The organism is Streptomyces sp. NPDC044003, from assembly GCF_056435185.1.
The window spans coordinates 113,030-126,296 of the sequence record NZ_JBWKFA010000011.1 but is presented as its reverse complement, the minus strand read 5'-3'; the positions used below and the strand labels follow the sequence as shown (position 1 = coordinate 126,296).

Sequence of the window (13,267 nt, the reverse complement as noted above, 5' to 3'; positions counted from 1 at the left end):
CATGTCGAATCACACCTACCGCGTCACCGAGATCGTCGGCACCTCCACCGAGGGCATCGACCAGGCCATCCGCAACGGCATCGAGCGCGCCTCCCAGACCCTGCGGGGACTCGACTGGTTCGAGGTGACGCAGGTACGCGGCCATCTCGTCGACGGCGCGATCGAGCACTACCAGGTCGGCCTGAAGGTCGGCTTCCGCCTGGAGGACGGGGACTGACCGGGTCCGGACACCGCCAGGTACGGCCCGTCGGGTGTGACCTGTCAGGTGCGGCCCGTCGGGTGCGAGCTTGTCGGTTTGCGGCCTGTCAGGTGCGGCCCTCCTTCTCCTGAGCCTCCCTCAGCACCTCGGAGGGCTCCGCCCAGCGGGCCCGTACGACACGGAAGCCCGCCGCCTCCGCCGCGTCGCACACCGCCAGGTCGTCGTCGACCAGCATCCTGACCGTGCGGTCGTCGGCGAGGCGGCGCAGGATCTCCACCTTGGTCACCCGGGCGGGCCGGAAGTCGCGGTTGCGCCGCATGTGGACGGACCCCTCCGGGAGCCCCTGCCCGGCCAGCCACTCCAGGGTCGCCCCGCGGCACCGCTCCGGCCGCCCGGTGAGGTAGACCACCTCGCACTCCTCGGCCGCCTCCAGGCACAGCGCGACGCCCTCGTCCAGCGGCGGATCGTCCGGCGCCGCCGCGAAGAAGGCCTCCCAGTCCTTGGGCTTGCGCTCCAGGAAGTGCTGGCGGTGCGCGGTCGCGGCCAGGGTGTTGTCGAGGTCGAAGACGGCCAGGGGCCTGTTGTCCGAAGTCACCCGCCCAGCCTAGGAGCCGCGGGGCGGGTTCTCCGCCGGGTCACTGGAAGCTGAGCCGGTGCGGGTGGGTCGGGTCGGCCGGGCAGGTGTGGACGCGCATGAGGCCCCGGCCCAGGTAGACGCCGGCCGGGTCGATCACCCGCGGGTCGTCCGCCGCGTCGCGGTCCTCGACCGGCAGCCAGCTCCGTGAGGCGCCGTCGCACTCCACCGCGGCGACGGTGAGCAGCGGCGGCATCGGCGTCCCGCAGGTGGGGCAGTCCACGGGCCGGGGGTCGGTCAGGTGCCAGGAGGCGAAGCCGCCGACCTTCCAGCCCGGGGCGATCGAGAGGTCGCTCATGTAGTCGATCTCCTCGGGCTCCCGCGCGCGGGCGGCGGCCATGGCGGCCTCGTACTCCTCGTACGTCGCGTGGTTCGCGGGCTCGGAGGAGTCGTACGCGTCCTCGTCCTGCTCCTCCAGCAGGCCCTCCTCCCACTCGCTGATCTCCTCCTGGAGCTCCTCCGCGAGCAGCCCGAGGTACTGGTGCTCGACGACCTGCTCGGGGTGGACGGCGCAGGACGTGGGGACGCACTCCTCGCGCCCGGCGACCGGCGGTTCGGGCTGCGGTGCGAGGACCGTGCCGACGTCGGCCGCGCGACGCCAGCGCAGCCGCACGTCGATCGTCCGCTCCGGGCCGTGGACCTCGAAGGGGCACCAGAACACCTGGAGCAGGTCGTGCCCTTCGGGGCCGACGAGGTCCGGCACGTCCCGGGCGTGGAGCTGGGCGACGGCCAGCATCGGCAGCGGGTCCTCGTCGCGGAGCCCCGGTGCGTGCCTCCCCCGTGTCATCCCGTCGAGGAGCCGCCGCTCCTCGTCGGTGAAGTCCCGTCCCCGGGCCTCGTCCTGGACCCGCCGGCGGAGCCGCACGTCGGAGAGAAGGTGCCCCGTGCCCTTCGGGTGCACGGCGGTGCACACCGGCCACGGCTCGTCCGCGGGCCACAGCAGCGGCCCCGCCACCGAGCTGTCCTCCGGCCTCGCCGTGCCCTGCCGGGGGTGCAGCCGCGTCGTGGTGCGCCGATGCCGGGCGAGGGCGGGGATCACCGCTTCGATGTCGACGGGGCGCGGGGGCGTGGTGCGGGTCATGCGCGGATCCTCCAGGGCCGGTTCGGTTGCGATGCTAGGGGTGCGGTCCTTCCGGCCCGGTACGGCCTCGGGGGTATCGGCCCGGTACGGCGGCCGGGACGCACGCCCGGTGCACGGGCCGCCGTGGGGCGAAATCGTCATCTAAGATGCAGGGCGGCCACGGGGCTGCGGCCTGTCGCGGGGGCTCGGGCCTCACGGTCTTCATGACGTTGATCACGAGCATCGCGGGAATCGTGTGACCACCGGCGTGCGTCTCAGTGGTGCGGGAAGCCCGGCTCACCCCGCCCACGACACGAACAGAAGACCCCCAGGGAGAAGTGAGGTATGCCGGTGATCTGCGTCGGAGGCATGATCGGGATCGGCAAGACGAGCGTGGCCGAAATCCTGGCCAAGGAGCTGGGCAGCGAGGTCTTCTACGAGAGCGTCGACGACAACCCGATCCTTCCGCTCTTCTACTCGGCGAGCCCCGAGGAGATAGAGGCGAAGCGCTACCCCTTCCTGCTCCAGCTGTACTTCCTGCAGACGCGGTTCGCCGCGATCAAGGAGGCGTACAAGCAGGGCGACAACGTGCTCGACCGCTCCATCTACGAGGACTGGTACTTCGCCAAGGTCAATCACGACCTGGGCCGGATCAGCTCCCTGGAGATGCAGGTGTACGAGGGGCTGCTCGACGAGATGATGCGCGAGATCGACGGCCTGCCGTACCGCAAGGCCCCCGACCTCATGGTCTACCTCAAGGCGGACTTCGAGACGGTGCTGCACCGCATCGGTCTGCGGGGACGCGACTTCGAGCAGGACGAGAGCCTCGTCGAGTACTACCGGACCCTGTGGTCCGGCTACGACGACTGGGTCCACAAGCACTACTCGGCCAGCGAGGTCCTCGTCGTCGACATGAACCACACGGACGTGGTGAACAACCCCGAGGACGCCGCGCGCGTGGCGCAGGAGGTCAAGGACGCCCTGGCGGCGACCGGACGCCGCGCCTGAGCCCGAGCCCTACGACCGAAGCCCACTCCGGGCCCGCGCCCTACGACCGAAGCCACGTCCGGGCCCGAGCCCTAGGACCGAAGCCACGTCCGGGCCCGCCCTCTACCAGCGAATCCACGTCCGGGCCCGGCGGGCCCGGACGGCGAGCGCGTGGACGACCCAGGCGGGCAGGGTGCCCAACGCGGCCATCGTGAGGGCCAGCCGGAAGTGGGCCGCGCCGGGGAGCGGGGCGCAGGGGTCCGGGCCCGGGGCGAGGCAGTGCACGAGCCTGGCCAGCACACCGAAGGCCTCCATGCCGAGCAGGCCGGCTCCGAACGCGGCCAGGGCGCCCCGGGCGAGCGGGAGCGGCGCGTAGCCCCGGCCCGCCCAGAAGGCAGCCGCGACCTGGCCGGCGATCAGTACCCCCACCAGCATCAGCTCGGGGGCGGGGACGCCGGTCCACACGACCAGCACCGCCGACACCGCGGCCGCCGGCGCCACCGGGACGCCGAAGCGGACGAGGACCCCCGGCGGCGGCCCCGGCGGGCCGAACCCGGTGAAGGTGTGCCGGGCACCGGGACGCCATGACACGTACTGCCCCACCAGCGGCACCACCACGGCCGTGAGCATCACCGGCACCACCAGCGACGTGATGCGGGTGAACGCCAGAACCCCGGCACCTCCGAGGAAGACCACCGCACCCGGCAGCGACGGAGCGATGAAAGCCGCCGCGTACAGCGTCATCATCGGAAGCGTCAGCAGGAAGCCGGCCATCGGCAGCACACCGGCCGCGCTCACCGCGAGAACCGTCCAGAGCACCCGCCGCGGACGGCGGTCGCGGGCCAGGACCGGCCCCCAGGCCCGCGCGACCAGCACCAGCCACCGTACGAGAGCCCAGCCGCACAGACTCGTCAGGGCGAGGTACGGGACTGCCAGCGACGCCCCTCTCCCGCCCACGCTCACCACGCTGAAGGCCATCGAAGGCGACAGCAGCCGGAACACGCCCAGGCCGAGGCCCAGACCGAGCCCCGCCTGCCGGAGCCGCGCCGGGGTGAGGGAGCCCGGGGCGTGCGCCACCGCCTGCCACAGCGCCGTCCCCGCCGCGCCCACCACCAGGACCCCGGACAGGACCGTCGCGGCGAGCTCCGTGACCGGTCCGGCCTGGCTGCCGCCGCCGATCGGCCCCAGCCGCACCATGTCGTAGACGAAGGCGCCCGCCGCCCCGACCGCGGTCATGTCCCAGAAGCCGACCTCGTACAGGACCCCGCGGTCGGTCAGCGCCCGTGCCCTCCGGGCGAGCGGCGGGTGGACGCTCAGCAGACCACGGCCGATCTTCGCGCCCTCCCGGGCGGGAGCGGCGCCGAACAGCGTGCGCAGGCCGTCGGCCGAGCCCTCCCATTCCGTCACCCGCGCGTCGGCGTACAGCTCCCGGCTCCGCAGCACCGCGTTCCTGAGCAGGATCACCAGTGCGGCGAGCAACGGGACCTGGGCGGCGAACGCCAGGACGGAGCCCGCGAGCGCGCCCCCGAGGAGCAGGGACATCGGGGCCCCGACGACGATCAGCACCCCCAGCGTCGGCATGCTCGCCCGCCACAGGATCAGCGTCAGGAAGGCGATGTCCAGGTCCCGGTTGCGGATGTGCGCCAGTTCATGGAGGACGATGCTCCGGAACGCCCCCCGGTCGAGGGAGTACAGGGTGAGCAGCCCGCCGCTCAGCGCCACCCGGCGCCGTCCGAGATGCCCGAAGGCGAGGGCGTGGACCGCAGGATTCAGTGGTTCGGCGAGGAAGCCGACCCGCGCGCGGACGCCCGACTCGCGGAGCAGACCCGCCAGATACGCGGACAGCTCGGGCATCCCGGTGAGCGGCCGGTAGCCGCGCCGCCGGGTCCGGTACCGGGGCAGGCCGACGTAGGCACCGAGGAGGGCGAGGAGCAGGCCGGCCGAGACTCCCGCGGTGACCAGTCGGCTCGCGCCGGCGCGCGGGTCCGGACAGTCGCCCATGTCGAGCTCGGTGGGGACGCGGATGTCCGTGGCGGAGCCGCGTTCACGGGCCGCCTCCTCCGTCGCCCGGGCGTAGCAGTCGTGGTACGCCCGCAGCTCCTCCCACCGCACCGAGGACAGGAGGACCGACGAGGTGCCGTTCACCAGGAGGGCCGACACGGTGCCCATCGCGGCGATCAGCAGCGCGAAGCGCACGGACGTGCCGGAGGGAAGCGTGAACGGGCCCGGACGGCCGCGCGCCGCCGGTCCCGGCGTACGCCGCCTCACCGAGCGGCCTCGGCCGGCCCCTCCCCGCCCGGTTCGCCGGCGTCCGGCCGCTCCGGGGGCAGCGTGGCGAGCTCGGCGATGATCCCGTCCGCGATCGCCTGCGCCTGCGGCTCGGGCACCCGCCACCGGAGCGCCGCCTGCCTGGCCACCTCGCGCAGCCGGGTCAGCTGCTCGGCGGTCAGCCGCTCCGCCTCCACGGGCGCGGCGGCGGGTGCGAGGGCCCGTCCGGTGCGGCGGCCGGCGCGGCGGCGCAGCAGCCGCGGTAACAGCCGGCTCCGGGTGGTGTCCACGGCCTCCGCGGTGGACTGCTGCGCGAGGTGGTTGAGGACCTGGGCCGCGGCGGAGAGCGCCGCGGTGCTGATGACCGCGGCGACCACCTCGAGGCCGATCGCCAGCGGCTCGTCACGGTGGACCGGCCACAGCCGGTACTTCGCGGACGACTGGTGGAAGGCCTCGGCCGTCATCGGGAACTGGGGCAGCTCGTGCGGTGCGGCCGCCTCCACCGCGCGGCGGGCGAGCCGGGTCGCGGTCGCCCCGTCGTAGCGTTCCCCGTCGCCGTCCCCGCCCCGGTATTCGTATCCGCGCATGCGATCGGACACCTCCCCCGTCATCCGACACGGCCGCCAACTCTCCATGATGCCAGCGAAGTTGGCCACGAGACGAGGGTGACTCCAGGGATACCGAACGGATCCGGCCGCCGCCGGCGCGAGCGCGGGTCGACCCCCTTCCCGCCGAGGCCGATCCGCACGTCGCGGCGTGCGCTTCACACCGGCGTCAGCCCAGGAACGACAGGCGGACTCGGCGTCGGGGGTTGTCCTTGTTGGTGTCCACCAGACACACCGACTGCCAGGTACCCAGCGCCAGTTCACCGCCGATCACGGGGATCGTCGCATGGGGCGGAACGATGGCCGGCATCACGTGGTCACGACCGTGCCCCGGGCTTCCGTGGCGGTGCTGCCACCGTTCGTCCGCGGGGAGGAGCTGGTGCAGGGCGGCCAGGAGATCGGTGTCACTGCCCGCACCCGTCTCGATCAACGCCACACCCGTGGTCGCGTGCGGTGCGAAGACGTTCAGGAGCCCGTCTCTGCCCTGCGCCACCTCGGCCAGGAAGGAGGAGCACTCCCCGGTCAGGTCGTAGACGGTTTCCGCTGCCCCGGTGGTGATGTCGAGGATGCGGGTCTGGAATGCGTGGCTCATGCCCCCATGGTGGGTGGACGGAGCGCCCCGCTCAAACTTCACACGCGGACGACCCCACAGGTGCTGACACCCCCGGGAAGGCCGGAGGAGCCACCACACACAGGCGCTGACACCCCCCGGGGGGCGGAGGAGCCCCTCTCTCACGAACCGGTAGGTCACCGGCTCCACCGGTCCGGCACCTCCCCCTCCCCCACGGACCCGAGGTACGCCTCCCGCACCGCCGGGTCCGCGTGGACCTCGGCCGGTGTCCCTTCGGCGAGGATCCGGCCGAGATCGAGCACCACGACGCGTGAACACAGCTCCATCACGAAGGCCACGTTGTGCTCGACGAGCAGCACCGCGCAGTTCTCCTCGTCGGCCATGTGCCGTACGACGGCGGCGAGTCTGCGGCGCTCCTCGGCGGTCGTCCCGGACGCGGGCTCGTCCAGGAGCAGGACCCGGGGCGGATCGGCGAGCGCGCGGGCCAGCTCGACCATCCGGGCCTGTCCGACGGGCAGGCCGCCCGCGTACGAGGCGGCGAGCGCGTCGATCCCGCACTCGTGGAGCACGGCCGCGGCCCGTTCCCGGTGGCGGCGCGCCGCGGGCCGTACTCCGCCCCGCCAGTCCTGCGCCACGACGAGATTGTCCGCGACGGTCAACTGGCCGAAGAGCTGCTGGCGTTGGAAGGTGCGGCGGATGCCGTGCCGGGCCCGCCAGACGGAGGACCGGCGGGTGATGTCCGTGCCGTCGTACGCGATCGCTCCCCCGTCCGGGCGCCGCATCCCCGACAGCACGTCGAAGAGCGTCGTCTTGCCCGCGCCGTTCGGCCCGATGAGACCGCAGATCTCACCGGGGCCGACGGAGACGGTCACATCACGCAGGGCGTGGACACCGCCGAAGCGGACGTCGATCCCGCTCGCGCGGAGCAGCGTGCGGCTCATCGGCGAACTCCCGTCCCCAGGTAGGCCTCGGCGAGCCGGTCCCGGTCCACCTCGGACCGGGGTCCGGACCAGGCGATCTCGCCCTGTGCGAGGTACGCGACGGTGTCGGCGATCCCGAGCACCTCGGCCGCCTTCTCCTCCACGAGGACCAACGCGGTTCCGTGGCCGCGGAGTTCGGCCAGGATGCGGAAGACCTCGTCCACGACGCGCGGTGCGAGACCGAGGGAGGGCTCGTCGGCGACGAGGACCGCAGGCGGTCGCTGGAGGAGCGGGGCGAGGGCGAGGAGCTGCTGCTCGCCGCCCGAAAGGGACCCGGCGGCGACGGCGCGACGGGCGGCGAGCGCGGGGAACCGCTCGTACACGGCGTCGCGGTCCTCGGCTCCCGTCAGCTGGAGGGCCAGGTTCTCCTCGATGGAGAGTCCGGCGAAGATCCCCCGCCCCTCGGGGGCCAGCCGCACCCCGCGGCGCGCCCGGGCGACGGCCGCGTCGCGGGTGGAGTCCGCGCCCCGTACCCGCACGAGGCCGCCGGCCGGCCGCAGCAGTCCCGCCGCCACCCGGCAGAGGGTGGACTTCCCGGCCCCGTTGGGCCCGAGCAGCACCAGCACCTCACCGCCGCGGACCACGAGGTCCACGCCGTGCAGCACGGGCGCGCCGCCGTACCCGGCGTGGACGCCGCTCAGTTCGAGGGCGCTCGGCTCCAGCGCGCTCGGCGGCTCGTCGGAGCCGCCGGCCGTGCCCGGTGCGGCGCCTCGGGCTGCGACGACGTGCGGCTCGTACGGGCCGTCCCGGGTGGGGGACGGCTCGTACGGGCCGTCCCGGGTGGGGGACGGCTCGTACGGGCCGTCCCCCACCCGAGCAGAGGCGCCGGTTCCGCTGCGCGGCGCGGCGGCCCCCGGCACGGCCCCCCGCGCCGCCCCCGCCTTCGCGGCGCGCCGGGCCGCCCGTCTCGACGGCAGCGCCGCGCAGTACCCGTCCGGGTCGTTCGCCAGCGCGAGCCCCGCCAGGCCGAAGAGGATCACCGGCAGATGCGCGGACTCCGTCACGTACGTCGTCATCAGGTGCGGGACCACCGCGAAGACAAGCCCCGCCACGACCGCGAACTGCGGCCTGCGCACCCCCGCCGCGACCACGACAGCCAGCCACACCAGGCCCGTCATCGCCGTGAAGTCCGTGGCCGTGATCCGGGTGTTGTACGAGGCGTAGAGCACCCCTCCGAAGCCCGCGAGGCCCGCCGACACCGTGAACAGCAGCAGTTTGGTCCGTACGACCGACACCCCCGACGCGGCGGCGGCCTCCGGGGCCGAGCGGACCGCGAGCACGGCCCGGCCCCAGCGGGAGCCGCGCAGCCGGCTGAGGAGCGCGACGACCACCGCGCTGAGCAGCACGAGGGCGAGCCCCAGGGCCCGGTCGTCGCCGAGGTCCACCGGTCCGGCCACCGGCCGCGGGATCTCCCACCCGGTGTCGCCGTTGCGCAGCCATCCGAGCTGGAAGAGGACCTGGTCCGCCAGGAAGGCGAGCGCCAGGGTGGCCAGGGCCAGTGATCTGCCGCCGAGCCGCAGGGCGGGCAGCGCGACCACCGCGCCGAGCAGGGCCGCGGCCGCCGTGCCGACCGCCGCAGCCGCGACGAAGGGCCAGCCGTGGCTCATCAGCAGCCCCGCGACGAGGGCGGCGCCGGTCACGAACGTCGCCTGGGCCAGCGACACCATCGCGCCGAGACCGGTGACCACCGTGAACGACATGAACACGAGCCCGATCGCGAGCCCCTGGGCCAGGATCCCGCTCCAGAAGGGCGTGGTGACGGTGTAGAACGCCGTGCCGAGGAGCACGCCGGCCACGACCCAGGCGCCCCAGCGGCGGCCCCAGCCCTTCCCGGCGAGGTACTCGGCCGGCGGCGGGTCCACGGCCGCCGTGCCCGCCGCGCGGCGCCGCCGCCGGCCCAGGGCGACGAGTCCGGCGAAGAGGATGAGGAACGGTACGGCCGTACGGAAGCCGGTGATGCCCTCGGCGAACGACGCGTACCCCGCCACCAGGTTCTGCAGCACCCCGAGTCCGAGGCCGCCCGCGAAGGCGAGCGGCACCGAGATGAAGCGCCCGAGGACCGCCGCGGTGGCCGAGACGAACAGGAACAAGGTGTAGTCGTGCGCGGAGAGCCCGAGCAGCGGGGTCGCGAGGACACCGGCGAGGCCCGCGAGGCCGGACGACAGCATCCAGGCGATCGAGGACAGCCGGTCCGCGCTGATGCCCCGCAACTCGGTCAGCGCACGGTTGTCGACCGCCGCCCGCAGCCGCAGGCCGAGCCGGGTGTGCCGCATCAGGAGCCACAGGCCGGCCGCCGCGAGGGCGGTCGCGATCCAGGTGATCAGCTGGTCGGAGTCGATGCCCACGCCGTCGAGCGGCTGCCAGGACACCGCGGGGCTCGGCCCGACGCCCGGCAGCCCGAACTGGTTCTCGGCGGGCTTGACCGGGGCGCCCGCCCGCTCCAGGAGTTCGACCGCCCACAGTCCGGCCGCGGGCAGCGCGACGAGCAGACCGATCGTGGCGACGATCTGCGCCGTCTCGCCGACCCCGGCGAGCTTGCGGAACATCAGCCGGTCCAGGCCCCAGCCGAGGCCGGGCGCCACCACGAACACCAGGAGCAGGGCGGTGGGGACGGCAGGCCAGCCGAACCCTGAGTGGAGCTCGTAGAACGCCAGCGCGCAGAGATAGGCGGTGGCGCCGTGCGCGAAGTTGAAGAGCCCGGAGGCGGAGTAGGACAGCACGAGGCCGGTCGCGAGCAGCGCGTACAGCGCGCCCGAGACCAGCCCGCTCAGGACGAAGCCCAGCAGGTCACCCACGTGACGCGCCCCTCAGCCGAAGGGGATCGGCGGATAGCACGTGAACGGCACCGCGACCTCGTACCGCCCGTTCTTCAGCCGGACGAGCGCCCCGCAGCCGAAGCTCTCCTTCTTCCCCTTGGGCTCGGCGCGGTCACCGACGAGCGTTCCGGTGTCGGAGAAGCCGTCGGCGGCCTTCTGGAAGGACTCGACGGTGAGGTCCTTGCCCGCCTTCTTCGCGATCGAGAGGAAGAGGTCGGCGCTCATGTACCCCGTCATCATGTGCATGTTGAGGGGTACGTCCTTGCCGCCGGCGGCCTTCTTGATGTCGGCCTTGAACTGCCGCATCGCGGGACTGTCCGACTCGAAGGGCTGGAACTGCAGCAGTACGTGCACCCCGTCGAGGGCCTGCTTCGTCGCGTCCTTCGCGAGCAGCCCGGGGTCGTAGTCCGTCGGGTCGGAGATGACGCCCTTGTAGCCGGACCGCTTGAGCGCGGTGAACAGGCCGATGTTGTACGGCGTCTGCATCACGGAGACCACGGCGTCGGGCGCGCCGCCGCCGGGGCCGGAGCGGAGGATCTCCTTGGTGTACGCCGACCAGTCGCTGGGCATCGAGGTCGCGGGCACCACGGCCTTGGCGTACGCGACCTGGAAGCCGGCCGCCTTGAAGCCCTGGGTGAAGGTGCGGATGCCGAACTTGCCGGCGTCGTTGTCGCCGGCGATGAGCGCGACCGACTTGCCGCGCGCGCCGCCGAGGACGGCGGCGAGGCCTTCGGGCCAGGTCTGGTTGAGCGTGCCTCCGGGCATCGGGACGAGGCAGCCGTTGAAGCCGTAGAGATGCGCGGGCCCGCAGAACGAGGGGAGCGTGCCCCAGCCCACCGTCGGGACCTTCTGGGCGTCGAGGAAGTCGGCCCCGGCGAAGGTGACCGAGCTCATCGGGGAGACGGCGAAGACCTTGTCCTGCTGGACGAGCTTGCGGGCCGCCGCCAGGTTCCTGGCGGGGTCCTGGCCGTCGTCCTCGGCGCCCAGGTACTCGATCCTCCGTCCGTTGATCCCGCCCTCGGCGTTGGCCCGTTCGTAGCGGGCCCGCGCGCCGAGGTCGGTGTCCTTCTTGGAGTAGCCGCTGGCGCTGGTCATGGAGACGATGCCGCCGACCTTGATCGTGTCGGCGGTGACTCCGCGTACGGACGAGGGGGTGCTTCCGCCGTTGGAGGCGGAGTTGCATGCGGTGACGAGGAGCAGGGCGAAGGCGGCGGCGATGACGCGCAACGGTCGAGGCACGGGCGATCCCTCCGTCGGGTGCCCGCATTCTGTGACCGGACTGATGAACCGTCAATAACTGATGCACCGTCAATTGACGATACGTCAGCCCTTCGGTGCCCCCGTGGAGGCCGGGCGGCGGGCGTAGGTGAAGAGGTGCTCCTCGGGGGCCGCGCGATCGTCGTCAGGAGCGAAGACGGACATCGCGTGGTGGAGCAACTCAAGGCCGCAGTCCTCCCGCTGGAGGCGCAGGTACTCCTCCGCCGAGAAGCTGGAGACCCTGACCGTCTGCTCCATCCAGACGATCTCGACGTCCTCCACGTCCGCGGGCACGGTCGCGGTGACCAGGAAGCCGCCCGGCGCCAGCCAGCCCGCCATGCGCTTCAGGGCGGCGGCCGCCTCCGCCCGGCTCATCATCAGGAGGGGAAAGAACGCGCACACCGCGTCGAAGTGACCCTCCGGCGCGTCGAACGCGCGCACGTCGCACTGCTCGAAGCCGGCCCCGGGCACCTGCGCCCTCGCGAGGGCGACCATCTCGCCGGACACGTCGATGCCGGTGACCTCGCAGCCGGCGCGCACCAGGAGGTCGGCCACCGGGCGGCCGGTCCCGCTGCCGACGTCGAGGACCCTGGCCCCCGCGCCCAGCCGCGCGGTGAGCCACTCGATCGCCTCCCGCTGGGCCGGCAGCCGGACGAAGGCGCGCTCGTAGTCGATCCCCAGCCCGTCGAAGAGCTCCGCCGCCGACACCGGCCGCCCCTTCGTGGCGTCGTGGTCCATTCCGCATTCCTTCCGTCACGGGGTGCGTACCCTGGGTTCGTACCACAGGCGGGCCACCCGGCCCGTGCTTTCCGGCAACGCGGGAAGGCCGCCCCGGGAATCCCTCCCGGTCCAGAGCGTTGAACCCAGGGTGAGCACCTTCCTCGACGGCATCCGTTTCTCCGTCCTCGACCGCTCCCGCACCCGGGAGGGCGAGGACGCCGCTCAGGCACTGCGCGACACCGTGCGCCTGGCCCGGGAGGTGGAGGCCCTCGGTTATCACCGTTTCTGGGTGTCGGAGCACCACGGCGTGCCGGGGGTCGCCGGTTCGGCGCCCACGGTGCTCGCCGCCGCCGTCGCCGCCGCGACCTCCACAGTCCGCGTCGGTACGGGAGGGGTGATGCTCCCGAACCACCGGCCGTTGGTCGTGGCCGAGCAGTTCGGTGTGCTCGAGTCCCTCTTCCCCGGCCGGATCGACATGGGGATCGGCCGCTCGGTGGGCTTCACGGACGGCATCCGCCGGGCCCTCGGCCGGGACAAGGACGAGGCCGACCGGTTCGGGGAGCAGCTCGCCGAGCTCCTCGGCTGGTTCACCGGTGAGCAGACGGCGCATCCCCGGGTGCACGCCCGGCCCGCCGAGGGACTGCGGGTGCCGCCCTTCGGCCTCGCGACCGGGGAGGGCGCCGGGATCGCCGCGGCGGCCGGGCTTCCGCTGGTCATCGGTGACCTGCGCGGCCGGGACCGGCTGCTGAAGGCCGTCGACAGGTACCGCGCGGACTTCCGCCCGTCCCCGTGGGCCGCCGAGCCGTACGTGGTCGTCGCCGGGACGGTCGCGGTGGCCGCCACCGAGGCGGAGGCCCGGCGGCTGCTGATCCCGGAGGCCTGGTCGCTCGCGTACTCGCGCACCCGCGGCGACTTTCCGCCGCTGACCGCTCCCGAGCGCGTCGAGGGGCTGCCGATGACGGAGAAGCAGCGCGGTCTCTACGAGGCGGGGCTCGACGGGCATGTGCACGGCACGGAGGAGCAGGTGGCGGAGGCGCTGGAGCGGGCGGTGAAGGAGACCGGGGCGCAGGAGGTGCTCGTCACCACGAGCACGTACGACCGGGCGGCGCTGAGCGAGTCGTACCGCCGGCTTGCCCGCGCCGTCGGCCTCACGGCGCCTGCCTCGTGACG

Annotated in this window: 12 protein-coding genes; 3 read left to right on the top strand and 9 right to left on the bottom strand. The window is 73.4% G+C overall.

Annotated features, from left to right (window positions below):
* The first annotated feature begins 1 nt into the window (after position 1).
* Positions 2-217: a dodecin gene (locus AC07AW_RS33685; RefSeq protein ID WP_478819270.1), complete on the top strand. Its 216-nt coding sequence runs from the start codon at positions 2-4 to the stop codon at positions 215-217.
* Between the two features lie 88 nt (positions 218-305).
* Here AC07AW_RS33685 and AC07AW_RS33680 read toward each other — a convergent pair whose 3' ends face one another.
* Positions 306-794 carry a phosphatase domain-containing protein gene (locus AC07AW_RS33680; protein WP_478819269.1) on the bottom strand — a complete coding sequence of 163 codons (489 nt, stop codon included), beginning with the start codon at positions 792-794 and terminating at the stop codon, positions 306-308.
* Between the two features lie 40 nt (positions 795-834).
* Positions 835-1,914 carry a hypothetical protein gene (locus tag AC07AW_RS33675; protein ID WP_478819268.1) on the bottom strand — a complete coding sequence of 360 codons (1,080 nt, stop codon included), beginning with the start codon at positions 1,912-1,914 and terminating at the stop codon, positions 835-837.
* Positions 1,915-2,238: 324 nt separating this feature from the next.
* Here AC07AW_RS33675 and AC07AW_RS33670 point away from each other — a divergent pair, with 324 nt between their 5' ends.
* The gene (locus AC07AW_RS33670) at positions 2,239-2,901 is read left to right on the top strand and encodes a deoxynucleoside kinase (protein WP_478819267.1); all 663 of its coding nucleotides are present in this window, start codon (positions 2,239-2,241) and stop codon (positions 2,899-2,901) included.
* Positions 2,902-3,003: 102 nt separating this feature from the next.
* Here AC07AW_RS33670 and AC07AW_RS33665 read toward each other — a convergent pair whose 3' ends face one another.
* The 7 genes from AC07AW_RS33665 to AC07AW_RS33635 form a co-directional block, all read right to left on the bottom strand.
* Entirely contained in the window at positions 3,004-5,076 is a 2,073-nt protein-coding gene (locus AC07AW_RS33665) for a M48 family metalloprotease (RefSeq protein WP_478819266.1), read from the bottom strand.
* 68 nt (positions 5,077-5,144) lie between these two features.
* Positions 5,145-5,735, bottom strand: coding sequence for a hypothetical protein (locus tag AC07AW_RS33660; protein ID WP_478819265.1), 591 nt, complete (start codon positions 5,733-5,735; stop codon positions 5,145-5,147).
* Positions 5,736-5,922: 187 nt separating this feature from the next.
* On the bottom strand, positions 5,923-6,345 hold the full coding sequence (locus tag AC07AW_RS33655) for a YjbQ family protein (protein ID WP_478819264.1): 423 nt from the start codon (positions 6,343-6,345) through the stop codon (positions 5,923-5,925).
* Positions 6,346-6,500: 155 nt separating this feature from the next.
* Entirely contained in the window at positions 6,501-7,265 is a 765-nt protein-coding gene (locus AC07AW_RS33650; protein ID WP_478819263.1) for an ABC transporter ATP-binding protein, read from the bottom strand.
* On the bottom strand, positions 7,262-10,099 hold the full coding sequence (locus tag AC07AW_RS33645; RefSeq protein WP_478819262.1) for an ABC transporter permease subunit: 2,838 nt from the start codon (positions 10,097-10,099) through the stop codon (positions 7,262-7,264). Before AC07AW_RS33645 ends, AC07AW_RS33650 begins: the two co-directional genes overlap by 4 nt.
* Before the next feature lie 12 nt (positions 10,100-10,111).
* On the bottom strand, positions 10,112-11,359 hold the full coding sequence (locus AC07AW_RS33640) for an ABC transporter substrate-binding protein (protein WP_478819261.1): 1,248 nt from the start codon (positions 11,357-11,359) through the stop codon (positions 10,112-10,114).
* A gap of 84 nt (positions 11,360-11,443) precedes the next feature.
* Positions 11,444-12,115 carry a class I SAM-dependent methyltransferase gene (locus AC07AW_RS33635; RefSeq protein WP_478819260.1) on the bottom strand — a complete coding sequence of 224 codons (672 nt, stop codon included), beginning with the start codon at positions 12,113-12,115 and terminating at the stop codon, positions 11,444-11,446.
* Positions 12,116-12,245: 130 nt separating this feature from the next.
* Here AC07AW_RS33635 and AC07AW_RS33630 point away from each other — a divergent pair, with 130 nt between their 5' ends.
* Entirely contained in the window at positions 12,246-13,265 is a 1,020-nt protein-coding gene (locus tag AC07AW_RS33630; RefSeq protein ID WP_478819259.1) for an MsnO8 family LLM class oxidoreductase, read from the top strand.
* Positions 13,266-13,267 lie beyond the last annotated feature (2 nt).